Below are 24,035 nucleotides of genomic sequence, written 5' to 3'. Positions count from 1 at the left end.
AAGGCGGCTGCCCGAAAGCAGCCGCCCGGCCGACGTCACAGCTTGAAATTCAGGCTCAGCATGAAGGAGCGGCCGTTCTTGTAGATGTAGTACGGCTGGTTCTTGTTGCCGATATAGCTGAAGTAGGTTTCATCCAGCAGATTGGTGGCTTCCAGCGCCACGCGCAGGCGCTCGGTGGCCTGGTAGCCGAACGAGGCATCGACCTGGGTGAATGCATCGGTCATCTGCTGGCCGTTGAGGCGGCCGATCTGGGTGAAGTATTCCGAGCGCCAGCCCAGATTCACCCGCGCGCTCCATTTGCCCTGCTCGTAGTACGGGCTGATGTTGTAGGCGTTGCGCGAGTTGTACGGCAGGCTGTAATCGCCGTCGGTCTTGGAATCGGAATAGGTGTAGTTGGCCACCACGCCGAACCCGTTGCCGAAGTTGTGCTGCAGGTTGAGCGCAACGCCGCGCACCTTGGCATCGCCAGCGTTGGTCGGCACGGAGGTCTGATAGGTGCTCGAGCCGCCGGTGGCGTTGTTGAAGAACACCCGGTCTTCCACCGTGGTCAGGATGTAGTTGGAGATATCGCGCGAGAAGAACTCGCCGCTGAGCAGGCTGCTGTCGGAGAAGTACCACTCCAGCGATGCGCCCAGGTTGGTGGACTCGTACGGACTCAATCCAGGATTGCCCGTGGACGCGGTGAGCGTGGTGTCGTCGGTGGCCACGTACGGGGTCATGTTGGTGTAGCGCGGCCGTGCGATCACCTTGGACGCAGCAAAGCGCAGCATCAGATCGTCGCGCAGGTCGTAGGCGATGTTGAAGGACGGCAACCACTTGCCGTAGCTGTTGAGGAAGTTGACCGGCGTATAGCCGCCACCGGGCGCGTAGCTGAAACCATCGGTGGAATCGCGGGTGTGCACGTAACGCACGCCGACGTTGCCGCGATAGCGCTCGCCGGAAAAATTGCCCTGCAGGAACCAGGCGCGGTTCTGCTCTTCGATGCTGTAGTTGCCGGCGTAGCTGATCGGCAAGCCGTCATCGCCTTCCAGGCCACCGATGTACTGGCTGATGGCGCCGCTGTTGATGGTCGACCAGCGCTGCATGTCGGCGCTGGTCGACAAGCCGTCCAGATAGCCCGACGGCGTGGTGCCCGGCGAGAACGCGGCCAGCGTGCTGCCGTCGTTCGGGGTCCATGTGCGGCTGTAGGAGGACTGCCCGGTGGCGTGATTGGTCAACTTGATGCCGGTGAGGATCTGGGTGAACGGCCCCCACTCCACCGCATGGTCGAAGTCCAGCTGCAGGTAGCGCTCCTTGTCGTACTGCGGGCTGTGGCTGGCCGAGGCGTTATTGAGTTGCATCGCCGCCGCGTTGGTGGGGTCGGTGCTGTAGTCCATCGCGGTACGACGCCCGTCGATGTTGTAGCTGTAACCGGCGAGGTTGCGGAACTGGATGCCGTAGATGCGCTCGGCGCCACCCTGCGAACTGGTGTAGCCCACCTGGCTGGACGCATTCCAGCCATCGCCATGCCAGTCGGCGCGTAGATGGATGCTGCCGGTGCTGACCTCGCTGTTGCGCAGGTAGCCGTCCAGGTAGGTGTTGGACTGGTCGCCGAACGTACCCGAGGTCGCCACGCCGTTCTCGAAGCCCAGCGCCTGCGCATCGCCGGGGGTGGAACCCCAGTAGCCATAGCGGCTCTGGTTGTAGTTGTCGAAACTTTCCTTGACGTACAAACCGGTCAGGTTGAGCTCGAAATCGGCATCCGGCTTCCACTGCAGCGCCGCGCTGACGCCGTCGCGCTTGCGTGTCTGCTGGAACAACGCGGTGTTGATCGAGGTCGGAAAGACGCCGGTGTTGTTGCCGACCACGGACGCCGGAAACCCTGCGCCTTGCACATTGTCGTAGCCGAAGATCTCCACGCCATCGCGGCGCAACACACGCTGCGAATGCATCACCGAGGTGAGCACACCGAGCGTTTCATCCTGGTTCTTCCAACTGTACAGCGCCGAGGCATTCGGCTTGCCCTCCTCGGAACGATCGTTATAGCCGTAGCTCAGGGTGCCGGTCAGCGTGTTGCGCTCAAGGTCCAGCGGCTTGCGCGTGTGCACGATCACGGTGCCGCCGATGGAGCCCTCGTCGATGCGTGCCTCCGGTGTCTTGTAGACCTCCATCAGGCCGACCACTTCCGGCGCCAGCGTGCTGTAGTTGAACGAGCGGCTGTCCGGGTCGTTGGGATCGCCGCCCCAACTGGTGGAGGCAATGGTCTGGCCGTTGAGCAGCACGCGATTGAGTGCCGGATCGGTGCCGAGGATGCTGACCTTCTCGCCTTCGCCGAACTGGCGATCCACGGTGATGCCGGACAGGCGCGACAGCGACTCGGCGACGTTGGTGTCTGGGAATTTGCCGATGTCTTCGGCGCTGATCGCATCGACGATCGCATCGGCGTTGCGCTTGACGTTGAGTGCCTTGCCGAGGCTGGCCTGATAGCCGACGACCTTGACCTCGTCCAGCGTGGATACCGAGGGATTGGTTTGCGCGGGCGCCTGTTCCTGCGGGACTGCAGCCTGCTCCTGCGCACCTGCGGGCAACGCGGCAAGACCTGCCAGGGTAGCGCCACCGATCAACAGGCCGCGGACTGCAGTGCTCAATGGAGTACGACGCAGCGGGTGCGCATGACAGAACAGGTGACGGGACAACTCGAATACACGGGAAGACGGCATTGCGTAGACCTCTTGACGGATGTCAGGTGGCAACCATGTGGTTGCACGACAACGCGCGGTGCGCGTGACATGCCCGCACTCCGTCCCCTGTGCCGGATGCGAGCAGCGTCCCGCACTGCCGTAGCGGCATGCGGGTCAGCGCCAGTCCGACCAGCGGCCGGACGACAACGCTTTCAAGAATTCAGAAGTGGCTCCTGCTCGCTGACAACGTTATCAGCGAAGGTGCCTTTCGCGGCCGGGGCTGTCAACTCGCTGCCACAAAAGCCCAGTTTCATGCCTGAAACCGCACCGCCGACGCAGATATTGGAATGACAGCGTGATCGTGTTCGCACTCATGTGCATCGACGATGCAGACCACTGCGCGTAGCGGCCTGATGCCACAAGGCTGCGCAGCCGGATGTTGCGATGCAGAGTGTGTTGCAGGCTTTGTCGTGGTGGATGGTGTATGCGGCGCCTTGCCAAACCACTGCGATTGCAGTGCTGACGTGCTGCAAGCGCATGCGGCTGCAGTCATCGTCGAGCGTCTACTGCAACGGAAAGCGCGTCGGTTGCACTACGCGCTGCGTGACGCCGAAAGCGCCCGACTTCTGCTTGGCTGCTCCAGCGTTCGACACTGATGCCTTTCCGGAGCTTGGCGAAAGCATGCCCTGCACTCGCGCACGCACGCACGCACGCTCATGCTGCAGCGTACCGACGATGGCGGTTCACCGCAGACACGACCGCAAACAAGGTTTCAAACGCATCGCGCCGCACGAACGGGTTCGTGCGGCGGCGAGCGGACTTACTCGCGCTGCCCGGCGACCCAGGTGGCAAGTACCTGCACGTCTGCATCCACCAGCACCAGATCGGCCTGATAGCCGGGTGCAATGCGGCCCAGGCGCTGGCCCAGACCGATGCATTGCGCCGGATAGGTGGACGCCATGCGCGCGGCTTCGGCCAGATCCACGCCCAGCCACTGCACGCTGTTGCGCACGGCCGTGGCCATGTCCAGCGCCGAGCCGGCCAGTGCGCCGTCGGCATTGCGTACCACGCCGTCCACGGCGGTGATGGTTTCGCCGTACAGGTCGAAACTGGGGCTGCCGGCACCGACCATCGGCATGGCGTCGGTGACCAGCAACAGCTTGCCGCGCGGTTTGGCGGCCAGCGCCACGCGCAGGCTGGCCGGGTGCACGTGCACGCCATCGACGATGATGCCGCACCACACATCGGGGTCTTCCAACGCGGCGCCGACCGCGCTGGGCTCACGCCCGGCCAGCTGCGACATCGCGTTGTACAGATGGGTGAAACCGCTGACGCCGGCGGCAATGCCGTCGCACGCCTGCTCGTAGCTGGCCGCAGTGTGGCCGGCAAACACGATCGCGCCGCCGGCGACAAAGGCGCGGATGTCGTCCAGCGGCACGCGCTCGGGTGCGAGCGTGATCAGGGTGACGCCGTTGTCCAGCGAGGTATCGACGGCAATCTCGTGTGCGTCGGGCAGGCGGAACTTGTGCGCGTCGTGCGTGCCCTTGCGGGCCGGGCTCAGGTACGGGCCTTCCAGATGAATGCCGAGCACGCCGGGCACGCCTTGCGCGATGGCCTGGCGCGTGGCGGCGATCGCCTCGGCCATGACCTCGGCGGTGTCGCTGATCAATGTTGGCAGCATGCCGGTGGTGCCGTAGCGGCGATGCGCGGCCGCGATCGTGGCCAGCGCCTGGGGGTCGCGCGCATTGTTGAACAACACGCCACCACCGCCGTTGACCTGGATGTCGATGAAGCCGGGCAGCAAGGTGGCGCCGCCCAGATCCACGCGCGTATGCGCCTGCGCAACACGCGCATCGTCGGCCGCCACCACCGCCTGGATCTGCGTGCCGGCCAGCAGGACCACCAGCCCATCCTGCAAGCCATCGTCGGTGAGCACGCGTGCATTGCACAACGCTTGAATCGGGGAAGCATCCATGTTCAAACGGTTTCCGTGACCTTGTTCAAATGCGGCGGCAGATCGGGATTGTTGCCACGCTGCAGGGCCAGCGCGTTGATCGCGCGGTAGAAGCTCTGCACGGTCAGCAGCGGCGCGCTGGCCGGATGTGCCGCATCCACGAGCGGCAGATCGCCGTCGGGGGCGGCCAGCCACACCTGCGCGCCACGCGCGCGGAATTCGGCGGCGAGCGCACGCGTGCCGGCGCCGGTTTCGTCGGGCTGGGCGAACACCAGCACCGGGAAGCCCGGCCCCACCAGCGCCATCGGCCCGTGTTTGACCTCGGCCGAGCTGTACGCCTCGGCATGCAGGCCACAGGTTTCCTTGAACTTCAGCGCCGCTTCCTGCGCCGCGCCCAGGCCCAGGCCGCGACCGAGCACGAACAGGTTGTGTGCCGGCACCAGGCCGGCAGTGAGCGCGGACCAGTCGGCCTGCCAGGCGGCGCGCAACTGCTGCGGCAGTGCCTCTACCGCCGCGAGCAGGGCCGGGTCGTTCTTCCACACCGCGCCCAGGTGCAGCAGCGCAGCCAGCGAGGCGAGATAACTCTTGGTGGCAGCGACGCTTTTTTCCGGGCCTGCGCCCAGCGGAATCACCACCTCGGCCAGCTGCGCCAGCGGTGAATCCTCGACGTTGACCAGGGCGACCACGCGCGCGCCGGCCGCCTTGGCGGCCTCGGCATTGCGCAGCAGGTCCGGGCTCTTGCCCGATTGCGAGATCACGATGTACAGCGCACCGCGCAACTGCAGCGGCGATGCGTAGACCGAGCCCACCGACGGCGATGCAGAGGCGGTCACGATGCCCAGTTGTGTTTCGAACAGATACTTGGCGTAGGTCGCTGCGTGATCGGAACTGCCGCGTGCACAGGTCACCACGAACGGCGGCGGCGTATCGCGCAGCGACTGCGCGAGGGCGGCGACGGTGTCGGCATTGCGGGCGAACTGTGCGGCGACCACGTCGGCGGTCTGCGCCGCCTCGCGGAACATCAAGGTCTCGGTTTCGGTGGGAAGGCTCATCGTGCTCAGGCGGATTCGGGAGGAAGGGATTTGGCGGACGGCGTCTGCGCCGGTGCAGTGGAACCGCGCACCACCAGCTGCGGCACGAAGCCGCGGTTCTGCAACTGCGCGGGCTGGTCGTCGTAGGCATCGCTGCGCAGCTGGCTGATCAACAGGCGTGCGGCATGCCGCGCGATGTCGTCGGTGGCCTGCTTGGCGGTGGTCAGCGCCGGCCAGGACTGGCGCGAGAACGGGCTGTCCTCGAAGCCGGCGATCGACAATTGATACGGCACGTTCATGCCGGTGGACTTGGCCGCGGCCAGCACGCCCGCAGCGATCTCATCGTTGCTGCCGAAGATGGCGGTGGGCGGCTCGCGCAACGACAGCAGCCGGCGCGCGCCACGGAAGCCGTCGTCGAAGGTGTAATCGCCGGGAATCACCAAGTGCTTGTCCAGGGTGATGCCGTAGTCCTTCAACGCGGCCTCGTAACCGGCGTAGCGCTCGCCGCTGGAGCGGTGCTGCGGGCCACCCCACAGGAACCCGATGCGCTGATGGCCCAGCTGGACCAGATGCTCGGTGATCTCGTAGGCGGCAGCGCGGTCGTCGATATAGACGCAGGGGCCGTCGCCCGGATCGTCGGTGGCGGCGATGATGCGCACGCTCTTGATGCCGCGCGCAGCCAGGCCGGCCATCAACTCGGGGCGCTCGGACATCGGCGCGGTCAGCACCACGCCGGCCAGCCGCGAGCGCTGCACCCATTCGGCCAGTTCTTCGGCCAGCAATGGCGAGGTGGAATCGCAGGGATGGATCTGCAGGCCGAAGCCGGTTTCGCGGCAGGCGGCCAGCACGCCGTTCTGGATGCCGATGATGTGATACGGGTTGGGATTGTCGTAGACCAGGCCGATCACGAACGGCGTGCCGCTGCGCAGATTGCGCGCGGACGGGTCGGGTTCGTAGTCGAGATCGGCGATGGCGCGCAGCACGCGCGCGCGCGTGGCCTGCATCACCGACGGTTCGTTATTGATCACGCGCGACACGGTCTTCAACGAGACCTTGGCGCGCTCGGCGACATCTTTGATGGTGGGCCTGCGCATGGGTGTGCCTTGTTCGTCGGAACGCATCATGCTGCCTGGTTCACTTGGCCTGGGCCGGCAGGCCCACACGGTAACCGCGCAGCGAATAGAACAGGATGTAGAGATAGCACGGCACCATCAGCGCAGCGAACACGACCTGGAAGTCGTAGTGCTGTTTGAGAATGGCGAACAGCTGCGGAATGATCGCGCCGCCGGCAATGCCCATGACCAGCAAGGCCGACCCGATCTCGGTGAAGCGGCCGAGCCCGCGAATGGCCAGCGGAAAGATCGCCGGCCACATCATCGCGTTGGCAAAACCGAGCGCGGCCACGAAGCCCACCGACACATAGCCGTGGGTCAGCAGCGCGCCCAGCGAAAACAGCACGCCCAGCACCGCCGACACGCTCAGATAGCGCGCCTGCGAGATCACACCCGGAATCAACGCCAGGCCGACGATGTAGCCAACCAGCATCGCGCCCAGCGTGTAGGAGGTGAAGATCTTGGTGCTGTCCAGCGGCAGATTGAAGCCGTGGCCGTAGGTGCCGATCGCATCGCCGGCCATCACTTCCACGCCCACGTAGACGAACAGGCACAACACGCCCAGCCACAGGTGCGGGAACTGGAAGATGCTGGACTTCTGCACGCCAACCGCGCTACCGGGCGTGGCATTGGCCTCGGAGGCCCGCAGCTCCGGCAGCGGCGAGAACAGCACGCCGATCGCCAGCAACAGCAGCACGCCGGACATCACCAGATACGGTGCGTGGATCTTGGCGGCGAAGGCCGTGAGCAACTGCTGCTTGGTCGCCGCATCGGCGCTGGCCACCTGCGCGGACAGATCGCCGATGCCGTGCAGCACCAGCGAGCCGATCAGGATCGGCGCCAGGATGCCGGCGATCTTGTTGCAGATGCCCATCAGCGCGATCCGCCGCGCCGCACTCTCGATCGGCCCGAGGATGCTGATGTACGGGTTGATCGCGGTCTGCAGCAGCGCCAGGCCGCTGCCGATCACGAACAGGCCGCCCAAGGCGCCCGGATACCAGCGCTGGGTGGCGAACTGGCCGAATCCGGCCGCGCCCACCGCCATCACCACCAGGCTCAGCGCCAGCCCCTTCTTCATGCCGGTGCGCTTGAGGATCCACGACGCCGGCAGCGCCAGGAAGAAGTACGACAGGTAGAACACCATCAGCACCAGGAAGGCGTTGACCTCGTTGAGGTCGAACGCCAGCCGCACGAAGGTGATCAGCGGCCCGTTGATCCAGGTGAAGAAGCCGATGATGAAGAACAGCACGCCGACGATGGCGATCGAGACAACGGGATTTGCGGGCCTGGCGGTAGTCATGGATCGGCTGGCTCTTGAGTTGTCGGTTGGGGGGCGCCGCGCTGGATCAGCGACGCAGTTCGGCGACGAAATCGTAGAAATCGTTGTGGCAATAGGTGTCGGTCAATTCGATCGCGCTGCCGTCGCGCGCATAGCCCACGCGCACCACATGCAGGATCGCCTCGCCGGTCTTCATGCGCAGGTGTTCGGCCAGCCGCGCGGGCAGATTGATCGCGCGGAAGTACTGCAGCGCGCGCACCACCGGGGTGCCCTGCGCGTCCAGGTAGCTGTAGAGCGAATCGCCGATCTGCTGCGGGTCGGCGACGATGCGCTGCGGCAACACCGCATGCTCGTAGGCCATGACCCGGTCGTCGGCGCTGCGCAGGCGGGTCAGCGAGGCCACCGCCGCATCCGGCGACAGGCCCAGCCGCAGGATCTCTTCGCCATGCGCCGGACGCAGCCGCCGCTCCAGCCAGCGCGTGCCGGGCTCGTAGCCCTTGATGCGCAGCGTCTCGCTGAAACTGGTCAGGCCGCTGAGCTGGTGCTGGATCTGCGTGGTGACGAAGGTGCCGGCGCCCTGCCGGCGCGAGACCAAACCCTGTTCGACCAGCACGTCCACGGCCTGGCGCAGGGTCACCCGCGAGATCTGCAGCCGCTCGCACAGCTGGCGCTCGGCCGGTAGCGCCTCGCCGGCCTTCCACTGCGCGCCGCGGATCTGCTCGTCCAGCTTGCTCGCCAGTTGCAGATACAGCGGCGTCGGCGCGGAGGCGTCCAGCGTCAGCGCGTCCATCCGGGGGTCGGTGTCCGTCCTGGCTTCGGTTTTCGGTTTGGCCATTGCCTGTCCTCCGGACCGACTTGGATTCGTTAGGTCCAATATAGTACCAATTTGCCTGCAGCGCATTAGCGGCTGTGGATCGTCGGGAGCGATGACAAGACTGGCTGACGCAGGTATCCACCGCGCTGGTCAAGGGCGGGATGCATGCCGATGACCAGGCCGGTGCTGCACCGTCCGCGCGCCGGGGCTGCGTCACCGATTGCCGGGTCGGGCAATCACAGCCGCAGATACCAGCGCCGCCGATCCATCCACCAGCCCACGCACCAACACAGCAGCGTGTAGCTCATCGCGCACAGCAGCGACCCGAGCGGGCCCGGCGCGATGGTCTGGAACACGCGGATGCCGGCCCAGGCGTACAGGTCCAGCCCGGAGCTGCCGGCCGGAATCAGCCGCAGCACCACCACGAACAGTTCGGAGAACAGGTAGATCGCCAGCGGGTTGCGCCCCAGCACGGTGAAGAAGCCGCTGCCGCCGCTCCAGCCGCGCAACTCCAGCAGGTAGACCAGGACGCCCAGCGCCAGCAGATCCAGGCCTACCGTGCAGGCGACGAACGACCCGCTCCAGAGCTTCTTCGACAGCGGCCAGGCCGGGTGCCAGAGCAGTGCCAGCAGCACCAGCCCCGCGCCCGCCAGCAACAGGCTGCGCGTGGCGGCACCGGTCTTGCCGTGCCGCTGCAGGAAGCGCCCGCCCAGATAGCCGGCCAGCACGTTGACCGTGGCCGACAGCGTGCCAAGCAGGCCCTCGGGGTCGAAGCCGCCATCCTTGCGATACAGATGCGCATGCCCGTACAGCCACAGGTCCAGCCGGGTGCCGGCGTTGCCGGTCTTGCTCAGCTCCGCACCGGGCTGGCCAAAGACGTACAGCAACGCCCAGTAGCCCAGCAGCAGCGCGACGCAAACTGGCGCGATAGCGCGTGGCGGCAGATAGCGCACCAGCAGCGCCGCGAGCAGATAGCACAGGCCGATCCGCTGCAGCACGCCGGTCAGGCGGAGTTGATCGACTGCAGTGAACGCCCATCCACCATCGGGCTGCGGGTGGAAGAACGGAAACCAGTACATCAGCACGCCGCACATCACGATCAGCGCGGCGCGCTTGCCCACGCGGGCGAGGAACTGCCGGTGCGGCGTGCCGGTGGCCAGCGCAAAACTCATCGCGCTGCCGACGGCGAACAGGAACGAGGGAAACACCAGATCGGCAAGCGTGAAGCCGAACCAGGCCGCGTGGGTCAGCTGCGCATATGGCTGCGCGCCGGGCCCGGCGGTGTTGACCAGGATCATCAGGAAGATGGTCAGGCCGCGGAACACGTCCAGCGACAGGAAGCGTTCGCGCCTGGGTGTTGCGGTTGCGGCACCAGCCGCAGCGGAGAGTGTTTGTGCGCTCATTGCAGTTCCTTGCCCAGCGACTGCAGGGGGAGGCGGCCTGCAGACGTGCTGCCCGTGGCGAGTGTCGCTGCTTCGGTACGGAAGCGCTCATGGAGGGCCGCGATGTGCAATATGGATCTGCTCATTGGGCAGTACCTTGCGTGGTGCCGCGAATGGCACCGTGCGCCATGCCGTGCACGTCGCCTTGGGCAATGCCTTGCGTTGCACTGTGCGTACTGCCTTGCACATTGCGTTGCATGGCGCTTTGCAAACCCTCTTGCGCGTCCACCTGCGCCAGCAAGCCGCGCAGCAAGGTCAGTGGGTCGCGGGGTGGCTGTCGCTTCGGCACTTCGTCCTGCGCGACCCATTGGCGCTCCCACGTGGCAAGCTGCGCGTTGACTGCCGCTGCGTCGAACGGTGTGCCCGCCTTGCGTGCCGCACGGTATGCGCCGAGAAAGCGCGTCCAGCGCTGCAGATAGAAATCCGCGTACATGCCCTGCCATGCCTTGGACGCGTAATCGGCCAGATTGCCGTCGCCGCCCCAGATGCTGACCTGCGCACGCGCATTGCCGACATAGGCACGACGCAGTGCGGCATCGTTGCCGGCGGCTGCGGCGGCCTGGCCGGTCCAGTCGGCCAGGGTTTCGTGCTGGCCGCCGACCAATGCATCCAGCCCCTGCACCAGTTGCGTGGTGCGTGCCAGCAACGCATCGCCGCGCGCAAAGTCGCCGGCGTCGTAGGCCTGCACCACCGCCTGCAATTGACGGTCGGCTTGCAGGCTCAGGTAATGCCGCGCGTCTTCGATCAGGTCGTAACGGTACAGCGGTGCGTCGGTATAGCGGTCGGCCTGCTGCAGCAACGCGTCGATGGCGCGGCGCAGACGTTGCGGATCGCCGGGGCGGTCGTCGAAGCCGACGATGTCGGCGGTCGGCCGCTTGAACAGCAGATACGCGCCGGCGCGCTTGTTCCACCAGCGCGGCGACCAGTAGCGGGTCTGGTAGATGCCCGCCTCCAGATCCGACCAGGCCTGCAGCAAGGCCGCATCGCTGCGGCCGTAGCGCGCGCGGGTGTATTGCGTGAGCCATTGCGACCAGGATTGCTGCGGGCCCTCCCAGGCCAGCGCGTAGAGATAGTCGTAAACAACCGAGTTGCTGTGCAGCCCTTCCGGAAACACGCCAAAGCCGCGCAGATTGCGTTTGTCCGGATCGGCCAGCAAGGCCTGCAGATCGTGTCGATAAAACGCGAAGTCGCCGTACAACGGGTTGCTGGCGCCGTAGTTGTGCACGTAGCCATAGATCCACTGCTTGCTGTCGAACGCCTGCGCCGCCTTCCAGGTGCCGGGATAGCGGTCGTTGCCGATGTCCAGCACCATCAAGCGCGCGTCGGGTACCTTGCCGAGAAACGCAGCGATCGCCTGCGGTTGCCAGAACTCGCGGTCGGCACCGAACAGCCAGCCCTGCATTACCCAGGTGGCCTGCGGATTGACCTGCGCGATGGAGCGATACAAGGCCTGCCCGTACTCGGCCAGGCGTGCATCGCGTTGCGCCGCCGGCACGGCCTTGGCACGTGCGGCATCGGAGTTGGCGATGCTGTCGCCGTACTTGGCGGCGGCCACGTCGCTGCCGTCGTCGGCCACCGGCGGCAGCATCTCGTTGAAGGCGTCGGCCAGATAGAACTCGCCTGCACCGTAGGCCTGCGTGTACAGCTCCAGGAACCGGCGCGCCACCTGGGCGAACAATGGATCGCGCGGATCCAGCCAGTAGGTTTCGTGGAAACCTTCCCAGGCGCGCATGCGGTAGATGCGCGCGTTGGGATGCGCCTGCGCGAATGCCTTGGGCACGTAGCCGGCAAACGCCGGCAGCACCGGCTGCATGCCCAGCTCGCGCATGCGGGTGAGGATCTGCGTCTGCAGCACGCGCTTGCTGTCGATCCATTGCTGCGGCAACGGTGCACGATAACCTTCGATATTGCCCATGCGCTGCCATGGGGTGAAGGCGGGGCCGGAGAAATACTCCGCCAGCGCGTCATCGCCCACGTCGAACTCGCGCCACAGCGCCTGCCAGATCGCCTCCTGCCCTTCCATCGCCAGCGGCATGTCGATGCCGTGCAGCGCCATCCAGTCGATCTCGCGCTGCCAGCGCGGCCAGTCCCAGAACGGCGTGGTGTAGCCGTAGGTGCAGGTGTTGAGATAGGCGCGATGGGCAAACGGCGTGCGCACCTGGCCGCTGCTGTAGGCCGGCCATTGCGCCGGCAGCGCCACGCGGTCGCCTTCCCAGCTCATCGAGGCCGCACCGGCCTGGCCCAGATAGACGTAGGCGCCACGCGCCAAGGCCACCTGCGAGGAGCCGGCAATGCGCACCGTGTCGCCGCCGGCATCGATGCGATACCAGTCCGCGCCATCGCCGCGCGGTGCCACGCGCATCTCGAACTGGGTGGCGCGTGCGCCAATCAGGCGTTGCAGCACCGCCTGTGCGGGTGGCGTGGCCAGCACGGTGAGGGGAACGGCGAGCAACGCGCCCAGCACTGCGCCGGCGAACAGCCGCACGGGCGCGGCCAGGAAAAACGATGAGGTAATCATGGCGAGTTCCGATACTGCACGGTGACGACGTCGTGGAATCCAAACGGTTGATCCGCAGCGACCTGCAGGATCACCGCCAGCGTGCGCGCGCCGGTCGCGGGTGCAAGCGCCAACTTGATCGGTGTGCCGGCCGCCGCCTGCGTCACTGCACGGCCATCCAGAAACACCTGCGCCGGCCCGCTGAGGCGGCCCAGGTCGAGCATGCCGCCGTGGGCCTGCACGCCCTGCCACGGCGTGAACCGGGTACGGTACAACACGTAGCCGGCGCGTTCGGGCGCGGTTTCCAGGGTGCCGGGCAACGTATTGCTCCAGCTGTTGTTGTCGTTGGGGCGGCGCGAGAGATCCGGCGCCGGCGGCTGCGCGAAGGCGGCGGTGTGGCGCCAGCTTTCGACCACCATCACCGGCGCCACGATCGGCACCGTGGCTGGCAGCGGCACCGTCACGCACGCGATCTCGACCACCGCATCGCGCACGCCTGCGCTGCGCGCCTGCAGCCGTAATACGCCTGCGCCACACTCGGCCTGCACGATCGCCTGCGCCAGCCCGTTGAACAGGGCCACTTGCATGCCCTGATCGGCGGCGTGTGCATTCGGGTCGCCATTGCCAACCCCCAGCAAGCGGCCACCGCTGATCTGCAGCGTCAGCATTGCATTGCAATCGGGCACGTGGCGACCTTGCGCATCCACCGCTTCCAATGTCACCGGCTGCGCATCGCGGCCATCGCCGCGCAGCTGGGGGCGGTCGGGCGTGAGCCGCAACGCGACAGGCGCGCCGGTGGTTTCCACCCGCGTACGCGCCACCTCGCGGCCGTCGCGCCAGGCCACCGCTTCCAGCACGCCCGGCGCATAATCCACCTGCCACTGATTCATCTGCGCGCGATCCGCCGCCTGTTTGCCCAGCGAGCGGCCATTGAGCCACAGCTCCACCTGCGTAGCATTGCAGAACGCCATCACCTTGATCGGCCGGCCTTCGCGACCGGGCCAGTTCCAGTGCGGCAACAGGTGCAGCACCGGCGCGTCGTCGATCCACAGCGCGCGGCGCAACCAGTAGGCCCCCTTGGCAAATCCGCATTGATCCATGATGCCGAAGAACGCGCCCACCGACGGCCATTCGAACGGCGTGGGTTCGCCGCGATAATCGAAGCCGGTCCAGACGAAGCTGCCGGCGACGAACGGGCGTTCGGCAATCAGCTGCCAGGCACGGCGGTGGGTATTGCCCCAGTCCGCGGCCAAGCTGTCGTCTTCGGCCACCACGTGCGCGTCCAGGTCGGTGAACCACGCGCCGCGGGTCTGGAACGCGCTGGTGTCCTCGCTGGACAGCATCGGCGTACGCGGCCGCGCCGCATGCACGCGGTCGTAGTTGAACTGGCGGTAGTTGAAGCCGAGCACGTCCACAACATCGGCCGCGCCACGGGTGGCGAACATGCCGTCGTTCATGCCGGCGGTGATCGGGCGGCTGTCGTCGAGCGCGCGCACGGCGCTGGCGGCGCGCGCCATGATCGCGTAACCGGTGGCGGTGCCCTGCAGCGGCTCCTCGTTGAGCAGCGACCACAGGAACACGCTGGGATGGTTGCGCTGGCGCCGCACCATGTTCTGCAGCAGCGCCACATACTCGGGTGCGGGATTGAACAGCCTGTTCTCGGCCATCACCAGCATGCCGAGCCGGTCGCAGGCCTGCAGCAGTTCCGGTGCCACCGCGTGATGCAGGCGGATGGCATTGCAGCCCATCGACTTCAAGCGCTGCAGGCGAAACGCGTGCAAGGCATCGGGCAGCGCCACCCCGACGCCGGCATGGTCCTGATGCAGGCATACGCCCTTGATCTTGAGCGGGCGGCCATTGAGGAAGAAGCCGTGGTCGGCATCGAAGCGCAGGCTGCGAAAGCCGATCTCGCACTCGGCATGGTCGCTGCGGCCGTCCGCGCCACGCACGCTGGCCTGCACGCGGTACAGCACCGGCGTGTCCACGCTCCAGCGCTGCGGTTGCGGCACCGACATGCTGATGGCCGCCTGCACGGTACCGAATGCAGCCACGCGCAGTTGCGTCTCGCCACTCGCCACGACAGCACCGTCTGGGTCGCGCAGCGCCACATCCACCCACGCCTCGGCAGGCTGTTCGCCGCTGTTGACCAGGTCCAGTTGCACCGGCAGCTGCCAGAGATCGCCCGGGCCTTCGCGCGGCACCGCCGCCAGGCCATCGCCGGCGATATGCAAGGGCGCACGCAGCACCAGCCAGGTGTGCCGGTAGATGCCGCCGCCTTCGTACCACCAGCCATCCATCGCCTCGGCATCCACGCGGATGGCGATGCTGTTCACGGCATTGCCGTAGCGCGCGACCGGCGTGAGATCGATGACCAGCCCGTTGTAGCCGCTCCAGCTGCGCGCCATCAGCATGCCGTTGACCCACACGGTGGCATGGCTGGCGATGCCGTCCAGGCGCAGTTCCACCGCCTGGCCGCGCACGGACTCGTCCAGCCGCAGCGTGCGCCGGTACCAGGCAATGCCGCGCGGGCGATAGCCCTGCGCGATGTTGGCGTCGGCGCGCACCGCCTGCTCCACCACGAAGTCGTGCGGCAGTTGCAGCTGTCGCCAGCCGGTGTCGTCGTAGTCCGGCGCCGCTGCGCCCCAGGCGCGGCCGGCCTTGGCGTTGTCGTAAGTCTCGTCCTGCGCAAGCAGGCGCGGCGGCGGCAGATCGCCGGCATGGAAGCGCCAGCCCTCGTCCAGGTCCAGCCACTGGCCGGAGTCATCGGTGCCCGCTGGCGGTGGCGCGGGACGCGGCGTGCCGCCACTGCCCGCGCGTGTCGCTACAGCGTTCGCCGCGCCCGGCAGCAGCGCCGGCACGCCAAGCAGCGACGAGGCGCAGACGCTGCCGGCAAGGAACTCACGCCTGCGCATGATGGCGCCCGCCAGCCTGCACCGCAGGCGCGCTCCGTGACGCACGCGGCGCGCGCGTGACCACTGCATGGCGCGCGTCCATCACACCTGCGGCATTGCCTGCGCTGCTGGCTGCCACCCGCAGCGGTGCCTGCCGGCGCAGTGCTCGCTGGCCCGGCATCACAGCATGTCCCACTGCATCGACAGGTAGTAGCTGCGGCCGGTGACGCCGGTCATCTGCCAGCGGCTGGCGATGTCCTTGTAGGCCTGCTCGGTGCGGTTGGTGAGATTCAAGCCACCGAGCTGGAAGCTCAGCCTGTCGTTGACCTGGTAGCCGAGCACTGCATCCAGCTGGGTGCGCGCCTTCATGGTGTGGCCTTCGCGCGCGAAGAAGCTGTCGCTGCTGTCCTGTTCGTACTCGCTGCGATGGTTGAGCGAAACGCGCGCCGAATAATGCGCGCTCTCCCAGTACGCGGTGGCGTTCCAGGTCTGCTCGGACAGGTTGCGGATCTGGAAATCGGCATCGCGCTGCGGAATCACCCGGGTGAAGTTGGTGGTCACCCCGAAGCCGTCGATCGGCAGCCAGGCATCCAGCGATTGCGTCCAGCCCAGTTCGTAACCGCGGATCTTGACCTTGCTCGGGTCGTTGGTGGTGGCGGTGATCTCGTAGATATCGCCGCCACTGTCCACGCAGTCGCCGGCCGCGTTGCTGGACAGCGCGGTGCCGTTGAAGGCGGTCGGGCAGACGATGCTGTTGAAGGTGCCGTTCTTGATGTTCTTCCAGAAGCCGGCCACGGTCAGCGCGCCGCCGTTGCCGTAGTACCACTCCAGGCTCAGGTCGGCCTGGTCGGCGGTCAGTGCCTTCAGATCGGTCTGGCCCTGGGTGACAACATAGGTGGTGGTGCCGCCGGTATTGGTGCCGGTGGAGATGGTCGAGGCGATGGCGGTATTGCTGTCCAGGATCGGCCGCACCAGTACCTTGGCGGCGGCAAAGCGCAGCAGCAGGTCGTCGCGCATGTCCAGCACCAGATTCAGGCTCGGCAGCCAGTTGGAATACTCGTACGGCGCGCGCGCGGTGCCGATCACCACATTGGCATCGTCGCTGGCGGCCTGCGCCTGGGTCAGATAGGTGTCGGTGGTGCGCTTGGTGTTTTCGTAGCGCATGCCGAGGTTGCCGCGCAGGCGCATGCTGCCGATGTCGGTATCGATGCGCGCCATCGCATAGGCCGAGGAAATGTCGTTCTCGATGCTGTAGCTGCTCTGCGGTGCGAACAGCACCGGCACGCTGATGCCAGCGGCGGCCAGCGAGCGCGCGTAGGCCGCGATGTCCGGGGTGACCCAGCTGTCCTGCGAGGCCAGCTGCCCGTCGAGGAAGTTGCTGACCGTGCTGTTGGCGGCCGACAGCTCCGGGAACATGTCGAAGCCCGACACCGCACCGGTCCTGAGCAGATACAGAAAGTCACGCCGGCGCACGTCGCGCTCGAAGGTTTCGCGGCGGTACTTGGCACCGAAGCGCACCGCATTCAATGCACCCAGTTCCAGATACCGTTCGGCATCCAGCTGCAGCGACCATTCCTTGTTGCTGAGCGACTGGATGGAACCGTTGGGATATTCGCTACGTACCAGATTGCGCTTGTCCCAGGCGCTTGCATCGGTGGCGTCGGCATCGGTGGTCAGCGAGATCGCGTCGGGATTGGAGGTATCCAGCAGCGTCGCCGAGGGGATCCGGCCCAGGATCGCGGCACGTTCGTTCTCGTCGGTCTTGCCCTGGGTGTAATTGGCCGCGCCACCAAAGGTCCAGGCCTCGCCCTTCCATTTGAAGTCGTAGGTGAGCAACTGGGTGGACAAATCATGTTGTTCGATCTGGCGGTTGTTCTCCAGCCAGTAGTCCGATGCCGACACCTGCGTGGCGGTCAACCCGTTGGTCTGCAGCACCGTCAGCGGAGTGCGCTCGAACGAGTACACCAGCTGGTTCATGTCGTTGGCGGTCTTGTCCTGCGAATACAGCGCAGTGAGGTTCATCTCCAGCTGGTCGTTGGGCTTCCATTGCAGGCCGCCATTGAACATCTTGCGCGTGGTCTCGCGCTCGATCGAGCGATAGCGCGGACGACGCGGGATGTACAAGGTGCCGGCGTCGGTATCCTGCGTGTACCAGCGGTCGATCCACAGATAATCGGCGCGGTCCTTGAGCTTTTGGTAGCCGGCACTGAGGAACACGCCCAGATCGCCACCGCCGAACTTGAACTGGTCGATATAGGTCAGCACGCCCTTGGGCGTGGGCGAGCCACCGGCGAACTCTGCATATTGGGTCTTGGCCGAGAACAGCAGCTTGGTCTGCTGGTAGTCCAGCGGTTTGGTGGTGTTGATGTTGACCGTGCCGGACAGGCCGCCGGCATCCATGTCCGCCGACGGCGACTTGATCACCTCGATCCCGGCGGCCACTTCCGGCTGGATGATGTCGTAGCGGAACCCGTCGGTGAAGTCGGCGCTCTTGATCACCTGGCCGTTGATGGTGGTGGCCGAATACTGCGGGCCCAGACCACGCACGCTGATGGTGGAGCCGCGCCCGTTGATGGTGGAGATCTGCACGCCGGGGATGCGCTGGATTGCCTCGGCGATGTTCTCGGCAGGAAACTTGCCGATGTCCTGTGCGGAGATGCCATCGGTCATGCGCACGTCGTCGCGCTTGTTGTCCATCGCGGTGATCAGGCTCTTCTGGTAGGAGCTGGTGACCTTGACGGTATCGAGCTGGGAGATCTGCGCCGATGCCGGCGGCGGCGATTGTTGCGTCTGCGCACTGGCACCGCAGGCAAGCAGCGACAGCGCGATGGCGACGGACAGCGAGGAGGGCGAACAACAACGCAACGAGGCACGCGGGACAGGTGACATGGGAGATCCTGAGGTGGAATGGCTGGACGACGACGCGGCTGGCATTCCGATCGATCAGCAATGACAGATCCCGGCGTTGGGCAACCCACCCACACGCGCACAGGCCACCAGTTCCGGACGTGCGGAACCGCCTGCGATCTGTTGTCTGCGAGCACCCCGTACGGCCCCCCGTGGGTGCCGATGCCGCCTCCCTCCCAGGACGGACATCGCATGCCATTGCTGATCAACGGCCCTGACTGGCAAATACCAATTCAGTGGATTTGATTCTTATGGTCTTTAAAAGATCCTGTCAACAGTCACTGCCGAAAGTGTTTGACCGGCGGCTGCGAACGCATCTGAGCCCTGCTTTTAAAGACCTTCGACGGTGCACAAAGGATCATTTGGGTGCGTGGCGGGCATCGTTGTCACAGGACCAGTCGCTGACCAATCCCCGGTAACCAGACCAATTCCGGTGGGTCCGGAATGTGTGGGCCGCAGCACACGCGTTGCGAGCTGGATCACAGTCCATACCGCACGCTCCCGTGTATCGGAAGCAGCACTTCTGCCTTATCGAAGCAACCCAGCAACTGGCGCAATGACTACGCAGGGTCCTACGCCGACAACGTTGTCAACGGATCAATGAACTGTGCCTTCGCAGCGGCCACGATGAAGACACCAGCCTCCGGGCATGCACGCTAATGGTGCAGGCGACAGATTTCTCGCCGCGCCGCGCGTAACAGCAGTCCTAGCGCAATTGCCCCTGATCGATGCGCAACAAGCTGCGCTCCGGGGTGGCGGCGAAGCCCAGCAACTGCAGGCCCACACCCAACACTGCGTCCTGCCCCGGATCGATGCGTGACTGCAATTGCCAACGCCCATCGCGCCACACTTGCAGCTGTGCATCGGCCTGCACGCCGGCAGGCAACGGTGCATCGGGCAGCAGACTCAGCACGGCGCTGTCATCCACGCACCGCGGCTGCCCGGACAAGCGCAACGGCGGCAGACCGGGCAGCTCGCCCGCCCCGCTCGCCAGCAGTTGCAGGCCGACCCGGCCACCTGCCTGCACGCAACCGGTGGCATCGAACAGCAGATCCACCTGCTGCAGCTCCACCGCCAGATCGATCAAGGCCATGCCCGCCGGCTGGCGCAACAGCAGCTGGCCCTGCGCATCGCCGATACCGTGTTGCGCGCCATCCACCAGCAGCAGTTGCAGCTGCGGGGCCTGCAGGTGCACCTGGCGCTGTCCACGCAACAGCGGCCAGATACGCGGCCGCACCATGACATCGCCAAAGGCGATGCCTTGCCATTGCACCTGCCGCAAGGTGCCGGCCCATACCGGCCCCTCCACGTCCAGCGCCGAGAACGGCAAGCCCTCGGGTGGCAACACCAGGCGCAGGGGCAGCCATGCCAGCAGCGCAACGCCCACCATCAACAAAAAGACCAGGATCCAACGCAGGCGCGTCACGGTGCAGGCTCCGCAAACCCGCAGCGTACCCGCAGTTGGCCCTGGTCGCGCACGATGCTCAGCTGCGTCGGCGCCAGGTCATGCGCCTGGCGCAGCCGCTCCAGCCAGCCGAACAAGCTGGCGGCGCTGACCGCATCGATCTGCACGTCCACCCCGCCCGCTGCGTTGCGCTGCTGCGAGGTGATGCCGACGCCGGCATCGCGTGCGCTGCTTGCGATGAGCTCGCTCAGTGCCGCTGCGCCAGTTGCAGCCGTACGCCTGCTCGCCGATGCCTGCGCAGATGCATCGAGCACCAGTTGCGCCGCAGCGGCATAGCGCGCCTGCGCCTGGGCACGCCAGTGCCGCAACGGGGTGTAGAGCGCGTACCAGGCGACGAACGCAGCCACGGCGGCGCACATCACGCCCAGCATCAGCCGCTCGCGCGGCGCACGCGTCTGCCACCACTGCATGCCGCGTTGCACAGGTGCAGTCATCGCAATGGCTCCAGCACGAACGGCGTCCGCAGGCGATCGTCCTCGCCCTGGCTGCTGCCGGGCTGCAGTTGCCACCCCTCCCCGGCCAGACGCGTGGACAACTGTTGCAGGCTGGCGCCATCGGCGTGCAGCAGGGTGCCGCGCAGCGGCTGTGTGGCGTGGTAGTCGATCTGATCCAGCTCCGCCGCCGGCATGGCATCGACCGCCGCGAACAAGTCGCCGAGCTGCATGGCCAGGCGATCGGCCGCTGCCCCGGTATGCCGGCGTGCCTGCAGCGCGGCCGGCACCGCCGCCGCATCGCGCACGCCCAACTGCGCGGCGGCGCGCGATTGCAGCAGGCGCGCGCCGATTTCGTAGCGCAGTGTCTGTGCCAGCACCAGCACCAGCGGCGACAGCAGCACCAGCGCGGCCAGCGCCGCAAGACGGCGCGTAGTGACCGTGCGCGCAGCGGCCGGCCGCGCAGCGAACGCGTGTTGCAGCAGGTTGATCTGTGCGCGCGTGGCGCCTTGCGCAAGGCAGGCAATGGCGTGCGCGGTGTCCTGCGCTGGCGGCTGTGCCGGCGCGCGCGCGCCCAGCAGCATGCGCGCGGCCTCCGGCTCCAGGCTGCAGGCCAGGCCTGCGCCACGGATCAGCCAGCGACCGTCCCAGTCCACCACTGCCGCCGCAGCGTCCGCGCCGGGCTCCAGCAACAGGCAATCGGGCACCACCGCATCGGGGACGACGCCCAGCTGCGCTGCGCGCGCCAACCACTGCTGCATCGTTGCGCCATCCACCGCAGCCACCAGGCGCGTGCCATCGGCCTCGCTGCGATCGGCGATCACCACATGCAGCGCCGGCGTCTCCACAGCCAGATGTTCGGCCAGTTGCAGGCGCGCGGCCGCGACCGACTGCGCGATGCTGCGGCCGGGCAGGCTCAGCCAGCGCAGATGCACATCCACGCCCGGCACCACCAGCACGCTGCGTGCGGACGGTTCATACGGCGCGCTGGCCACGCGCTGCGACAGCACCTGGCCATGCGCGTCCACACGCACGGCGATCGCGTGCGCGGTGGCATCGGCGGGCAGCAACAGCAAGGTGGTACTCATTCGTCGGAACTCCATTGGCGCGCCACCAGCCGCACGCGCCCGGCAGGATCCTGCTGCAGCAAGGCGTCCAGCACGACCTGCGCGCCGGCATGGTCGACCTGGCTGTAGAGGGAAAAATAACGGGTGCGTAATGCGATCTGTTCCAGCACTACATTGGAAAGCTCGGCCTGGATCAGCGCTGGCTGGCTCAGGAAGGTTTTGACGTCGCGCCATCCGCCGGCCGGCCGCGCGGCGATGACGCGGCGCGCGGCCGGCAATTCCAGGGCGCCTTCGGTCAGCGCCACCAGCACCGGCGCATCCTGCAGACGCAACGTATTGATGTTGACCGGCGACAGCCGCGCCTCCGGCAATGCGCACACATGCGGCCGCAACTGCGCGATCACCTGCGGCGTGTAGCCGGCAATGGCGCGCAGCTCGCTGACGCCCGCCAGCAGGGTCGCCCCGCTGCGCAACGGCACTGCCGATTGCAGGTAGCGATCGTCTTCGGCGCCCTGCGCACCGGGCTGGCTATCGCTGTCGATCCAGTCCACCAGCGCATCGGTCAGCGCCTGCGCCTGTTGCGGTGCAATGCCCAGCACCTCCAGCAAGGCGCGGTACTGCGCTGCGCCGTCGTCGCTGCGCTGCCATTGCTCGGGCGCACCGGCGACCACGCTGTTGAGATTGAAGCAGCCGCCGCGGTCGCGCAGCCGCACGCTCACTGCGCCGTCGTCCAGCGGGAAGGTCACCGGTTGATCGTTCCAGCCACCCTCCAGCGTGGTACGCATCGGGTCGCGCCTGGCCAGTGCCTGCAGGCGTTGCCGGGCGATGGTTTCGGTGCCCAGCGCATACCACTGCGCCTGCGTCATCGCCTCGCCGTTGCCGCTGCGGCGCAGGCCAAAGCGCAGATCGTCCAGCACTGCGACCATCAGCAACGTCATCACCGCCACCAGCAACAGCACCGTCAGCAGTGCGACACCACGTTGCTGCCTGCATGCGTTCAAGGCCTTCATCCGCGCCCCTCCGGCAGCAGGAACAACTGGCGCACGCGGCCCCATTGCTCCAGGTCCAGCTCCAGCGAGATCGCATCCGGCAACGCGTCGAGCCCGCCGCTCCAACCATCGCTCCACTGCGCGCGATAATGGAACCCGACCACCGCCGAGCGCACCCCACGCAACACCACCTGCGGCGGACCGGCGATTGCACCGTCGAGTGCGGGGCGTGCACTGCGCTCCAGGCGTCCATCGACCACGCGGTATTCCACGTATTGCAGCGACGCGCGCGGCGCCTGATCCGGATTGCTCCAGCCGCGTCGCACAAAACCGAACAGCGGCCCCGGCACACCGGGCGGGCTGGCGACGAACGCGGTGCGTGCAGCGCCGCCCTCACTGTTGCGCGTGCGCCGCACTGCGGCCTGCTGCAGGTCGCTGCGCAACAGGCCATGTGCAAGCTGGAACTCGCGGACCTGCTGCAAACGTGCACGCACCGCATCGCGCTGGTCGATGCTCTGGCGCATCACCACCACCGCGGCGACCGCCACCAGCGCGAACACCGCCAGGGCGACCAGCAGCTCGATCAAGGTAAAGCCCGCGCTGCCACGCGTGCCCGCTGCGCTGCCGGGTGTGCGGATCATTCGGCGCTCCGCAGGACGCTGAGGCTGGCGATTTCCTGCGCCTGCGCTGCGGCGCGCACCTGCACCTGGATGCGCACGATGCCGGTACTGCCGGCTGGCATCGACGTACGCCGCCAGTCCCAGCTGCGTCCGCCCAGCATTTCCTGCCCGTTCGCCGGCGCCACTGCTGCGGCGGTGGGCGCCAGCATTGCGTCGATCGCCTGATTCTCCGCAACCACTGCAGCCAGGGCGCGCTCTTCCAGCACCGCCGCGGTGCGCGTGCTTTCGCCGGACAGGTTCAGCAGGCCAACCACGGCCATGCCGAAGATCGCCAGCGCGACCATCAGTTCGAGCAGCGAAAATCCGGCGCAGGCATCGGGCTTACCGCAGGGGCGCATCGACCCGTACCACGCCGGCGGCGTCCACCACCACCTGCAGCTGTTGCTGGCCGTCGCCCAGCGCGATGCGTTGCGGCGTGGCCGCACCGGTGGGATCGAAGCGCACGCTCAACTGCGTCCCGCCCACCGGCAACTGCGTCTGCACGCCGGCAGGCCAGCGCATCGCGGCGAACGGTTTTTCATCCAGCGGCACCCAGCGTTGCTGCGCCTGGCGGCGGAACCTGTAGCCACCTGCATCCACGGTCACCTCGACCATGCGCAGGCTCAGGATGGCTTCGTCGCGTGCATGCAGCAAGGCACTGGCCAATGCATCGGCCTGGTCGTGCAGGTCGCGTCGCGCATCGGGCAAGGTCAGCACCACCAGCGTACTGGCCAGTGCGGTGATCACCAGGACGGCGAGCAGTTCGAGCAGGGTGAAGCCGCGCGCCTGCGCCCGCGACGCACATGCCCGTGCTTGCCTTGCCATGGCCGTTTGCGC

At 66.8% G+C, this 24,035-nt stretch carries 17 protein-coding genes; all 17 read right to left on the bottom strand.

What is annotated here, in order from left to right:
* Positions 1-35: 35 nt before the first annotated feature.
* The gene (locus ABQ039_RS03610) at positions 36-2,699 is read right to left on the bottom strand and encodes a TonB-dependent receptor (protein ID WP_184610243.1); all 2,664 of its coding nucleotides are present in this window, start codon (positions 2,697-2,699) and stop codon (positions 36-38) included.
* Positions 2,700-3,480: 781 nt separating this feature from the next.
* On the bottom strand, positions 3,481-4,635 hold the full coding sequence (gene nagA, locus ABQ039_RS03605) for an N-acetylglucosamine-6-phosphate deacetylase (protein ID WP_184610240.1): 1,155 nt from the start codon (positions 4,633-4,635) through the stop codon (positions 3,481-3,483).
* Between the two features lie 2 nt (positions 4,636-4,637).
* Complete coding sequence (locus ABQ039_RS03600; protein ID WP_016900885.1) at positions 4,638-5,666, bottom strand: SIS domain-containing protein; 1,029 nt, start codon at positions 5,664-5,666, stop codon at positions 4,638-4,640.
* Between the two features lie 5 nt (positions 5,667-5,671).
* Positions 5,672-6,739: a LacI family DNA-binding transcriptional regulator gene (locus ABQ039_RS03595; RefSeq protein WP_024940298.1), complete on the bottom strand. Its 1,068-nt coding sequence runs from the start codon at positions 6,737-6,739 to the stop codon at positions 5,672-5,674.
* A gap of 40 nt (positions 6,740-6,779) precedes the next feature.
* On the bottom strand, positions 6,780-8,057 hold the full coding sequence (locus ABQ039_RS03590; RefSeq protein ID WP_024940299.1) for a sugar MFS transporter: 1,278 nt from the start codon (positions 8,055-8,057) through the stop codon (positions 6,780-6,782).
* Positions 8,058-8,103: 46 nt separating this feature from the next.
* Positions 8,104-8,826, bottom strand: a complete 723-nt coding sequence (locus ABQ039_RS03585) for a GntR family transcriptional regulator (RefSeq protein ID WP_016900882.1) — start codon at positions 8,824-8,826, stop codon at positions 8,104-8,106.
* 260 nt (positions 8,827-9,086) lie between these two features.
* Positions 9,087-10,253: an acyltransferase family protein gene (locus ABQ039_RS03580; RefSeq protein ID WP_184610237.1), complete on the bottom strand. Its 1,167-nt coding sequence runs from the start codon at positions 10,251-10,253 to the stop codon at positions 9,087-9,089.
* Positions 10,254-10,374: 121 nt separating this feature from the next.
* Positions 10,375-12,810: an alpha-N-acetylglucosaminidase gene (locus ABQ039_RS03575; RefSeq protein ID WP_184610234.1), complete on the bottom strand. Its 2,436-nt coding sequence runs from the start codon at positions 12,808-12,810 to the stop codon at positions 10,375-10,377.
* A complete protein-coding gene (gene galA, locus ABQ039_RS03570; protein WP_349778179.1) occupies positions 12,807-15,701 on the bottom strand; it encodes a beta-galactosidase GalA in 2,895 nt (964 codons plus the stop codon). The genes ABQ039_RS03575 and galA overlap by 4 nt, the downstream gene beginning before the upstream one ends.
* 159 nt (positions 15,702-15,860) lie before the next feature.
* A complete protein-coding gene (locus tag ABQ039_RS03565; RefSeq protein ID WP_349778178.1) occupies positions 15,861-18,569 on the bottom strand; it encodes a TonB-dependent receptor in 2,709 nt (902 codons plus the stop codon).
* Positions 18,570-19,293: 724 nt separating this feature from the next.
* Positions 19,294-19,977 carry a type II secretion system protein N gene (gene gspN, locus ABQ039_RS03560; protein WP_374057855.1) on the bottom strand — a complete coding sequence of 228 codons (684 nt, stop codon included), beginning with the start codon at positions 19,975-19,977 and terminating at the stop codon, positions 19,294-19,296.
* A 32-nt stretch (positions 19,978-20,009) separates the two neighbouring features.
* Complete coding sequence (gspM, locus tag ABQ039_RS03555; RefSeq protein WP_349778177.1) at positions 20,010-20,486, bottom strand: type II secretion system protein GspM; 477 nt, start codon at positions 20,484-20,486, stop codon at positions 20,010-20,012.
* Positions 20,483-21,571 carry a type II secretion system protein GspL gene (gene gspL, locus ABQ039_RS03550; protein ID WP_349778176.1) on the bottom strand — a complete coding sequence of 363 codons (1,089 nt, stop codon included), beginning with the start codon at positions 21,569-21,571 and terminating at the stop codon, positions 20,483-20,485. The genes gspM and gspL overlap by 4 nt, the downstream gene beginning before the upstream one ends.
* Positions 21,568-22,560 carry a type II secretion system minor pseudopilin GspK gene (gene gspK, locus ABQ039_RS03545; protein ID WP_349778175.1) on the bottom strand — a complete coding sequence of 331 codons (993 nt, stop codon included), beginning with the start codon at positions 22,558-22,560 and terminating at the stop codon, positions 21,568-21,570. The genes gspL and gspK overlap by 4 nt, the downstream gene beginning before the upstream one ends.
* Entirely contained in the window at positions 22,557-23,180 is a 624-nt protein-coding gene (gene gspJ, locus ABQ039_RS03540; RefSeq protein WP_184457152.1) for a type II secretion system minor pseudopilin GspJ, read from the bottom strand. The genes gspK and gspJ overlap by 4 nt, the downstream gene beginning before the upstream one ends.
* The gene (gspI, locus tag ABQ039_RS03535) at positions 23,177-23,557 is read right to left on the bottom strand and encodes a type II secretion system minor pseudopilin GspI (protein ID WP_184457154.1); all 381 of its coding nucleotides are present in this window, start codon (positions 23,555-23,557) and stop codon (positions 23,177-23,179) included. The genes gspJ and gspI overlap by 4 nt, the downstream gene beginning before the upstream one ends.
* Positions 23,541-24,023 (bottom strand): GspH/FimT family pseudopilin, encoded by a 483-nt coding sequence (locus tag ABQ039_RS03530; protein ID WP_039530856.1) that lies wholly within the window; start codon positions 24,021-24,023, stop codon positions 23,541-23,543. The genes gspI and ABQ039_RS03530 overlap by 17 nt, the downstream gene beginning before the upstream one ends.
* Between the last annotated feature and the right edge of the window lie 12 nt (positions 24,024-24,035).

It is taken from the genome of Xanthomonas sp. WHRI 6108 (assembly GCF_040202385.2).
In the GTDB taxonomy this organism is placed as follows: domain Bacteria; phylum Pseudomonadota; class Gammaproteobacteria; order Xanthomonadales; family Xanthomonadaceae; genus Xanthomonas; species Xanthomonas arboricola.
This window is presented reverse-complemented; position numbering and strand designations above follow the sequence as displayed.

Coding starts and splice junctions, on each gene's coding strand:
- gspL (WP_349778176.1), bottom strand. CDS start 21,571: ATGAGTACCACCTTGCTGTTGCTGCCCGCCGATGCCACCGCGCACGCG.
- ABQ039_RS03590 (WP_024940299.1), bottom strand. CDS start 8,057: ATGACTACCGCCAGGCCCGCAAATCCCGTTGTCTCGATCGCCATCGTC.
- gspJ (WP_184457152.1), bottom strand. CDS start 23,180: ATGATCCGCACACCCGGCAGCGCAGCGGGCACGCGTGGCAGCGCGGGC.
- ABQ039_RS03600 (WP_016900885.1), bottom strand. CDS start 5,666: ATGAGCCTTCCCACCGAAACCGAGACCTTGATGTTCCGCGAGGCGGCG.
- gspN (WP_374057855.1), bottom strand. CDS start 19,977: ATGGTGGGCGTTGCGCTGCTGGCATGGCTGCCCCTGCGCCTGGTGTTG.
- gspM (WP_349778177.1), bottom strand. CDS start 20,486: ATGACTGCACCTGTGCAACGCGGCATGCAGTGGTGGCAGACGCGTGCG.
- ABQ039_RS03530 (WP_039530856.1), bottom strand. CDS start 24,023: ATGGCAAGGCAAGCACGGGCATGTGCGTCGCGGGCGCAGGCGCGCGGC.
- galA (WP_349778179.1), bottom strand. CDS start 15,701: ATGCGCAGGCGTGAGTTCCTTGCCGGCAGCGTCTGCGCCTCGTCGCTG.
- nagA (WP_184610240.1), bottom strand. CDS start 4,635: ATGGATGCTTCCCCGATTCAAGCGTTGTGCAATGCACGCGTGCTCACC.
- ABQ039_RS03565 (WP_349778178.1), bottom strand. CDS start 18,569: ATGTCACCTGTCCCGCGTGCCTCGTTGCGTTGTTGTTCGCCCTCCTCG.
- ABQ039_RS03585 (WP_016900882.1), bottom strand. CDS start 8,826: ATGGACGCGCTGACGCTGGACGCCTCCGCGCCGACGCCGCTGTATCTG.
- ABQ039_RS03575 (WP_184610234.1), bottom strand. CDS start 12,810: ATGATTACCTCATCGTTTTTCCTGGCCGCGCCCGTGCGGCTGTTCGCC.
- gspK (WP_349778175.1), bottom strand. CDS start 22,560: ATGAAGGCCTTGAACGCATGCAGGCAGCAACGTGGTGTCGCACTGCTG.
- ABQ039_RS03610 (WP_184610243.1), bottom strand. CDS start 2,699: ATGCCGTCTTCCCGTGTATTCGAGTTGTCCCGTCACCTGTTCTGTCAT.
- ABQ039_RS03595 (WP_024940298.1), bottom strand. CDS start 6,739: ATGCGCAGGCCCACCATCAAAGATGTCGCCGAGCGCGCCAAGGTCTCG.
- ABQ039_RS03580 (WP_184610237.1), bottom strand. CDS start 10,253: ATGAGCGCACAAACACTCTCCGCTGCGGCTGGTGCCGCAACCGCAACA.
- gspI (WP_184457154.1), bottom strand. CDS start 23,557: ATGCGCCCCTGCGGTAAGCCCGATGCCTGCGCCGGATTTTCGCTGCTC.